Source organism: Clostridium sp. K13 (genome assembly GCF_019734195.1).
In the GTDB taxonomy this organism is placed as follows: domain Bacteria; phylum Bacillota; class Clostridia; order Clostridiales; family Clostridiaceae; genus Clostridium.
Map to the genome: position 1 here is coordinate 1 of NZ_JAASHM010000087.1, position 725 is coordinate 725.

The following is a 725-nucleotide window of genomic DNA, read 5'->3' on the forward strand; positions in this document are numbered from 1 at the left end:
TTCCCATAAAAATTGCTCCCTCTATAGTAATGACAGTTTTATTATTTTAACTGTCTACTATAAAGGGAGCATATCACCTTAACCTCATCTGCTTTATTTATAAATATTTAGATAACTTAAACTAATTAGCTATTTCTTCATCACTGTGGAATCATACTTACTATCTTTTTTTATATAATTAGCTTTATAGTTTTCTCCCCATACATACATAGACTCTAATATAGGTTTAAGGGATTCCCCTAATTCAGTTAAAGAATACTCAACTCTAGGTGGTACTTCAGGATAAACTCTCCTACTGGCAATTTTCAATTCTTCCATAGCTCTTAAATTTTCAGTTAAAACCTTTTGACTGATTCCTGTTATAGTCCTTTTTAACTCATTAAATCTTTTTGTTCCATCTGATAAATCCCTTAGTATTAATACCCTCCATTTATTACTAATCAATAACAAAGTTGTTTCTACTGGACATGCAGGTAATTTACTAATCATTATTACTCTCCTTACTATTCTATTAAATATTTTCTCTTATTATCTATTAAAATTATATCATTTATTATCTAATTTTATATAAATCAGGACCACCCGTAAAACGAGTGGTTTGCTCTACGCCTATAAGGCTCTGTTACTGGCTGTGATACTCGCACGTCTAACGGTTTGCCAACCGCATATTTTTACTGGCTACCCCTAAAGGGGTTTATTACTTGCCTTTCTTTACCGGCTCACCC

Annotated in this window: 1 protein-coding gene; it reads right to left on the bottom strand. The window is 31.9% G+C overall.

The features are described 5' to 3' along the window. Positions 1-129 precede the first annotated feature (129 nt). Complete coding sequence (locus HCG76_RS18865) at positions 130-489, bottom strand: winged helix-turn-helix transcriptional regulator (protein ID WP_221701807.1); 360 nt, start codon at positions 487-489, stop codon at positions 130-132. Positions 490-725: the final 236 nt, after the last annotated feature.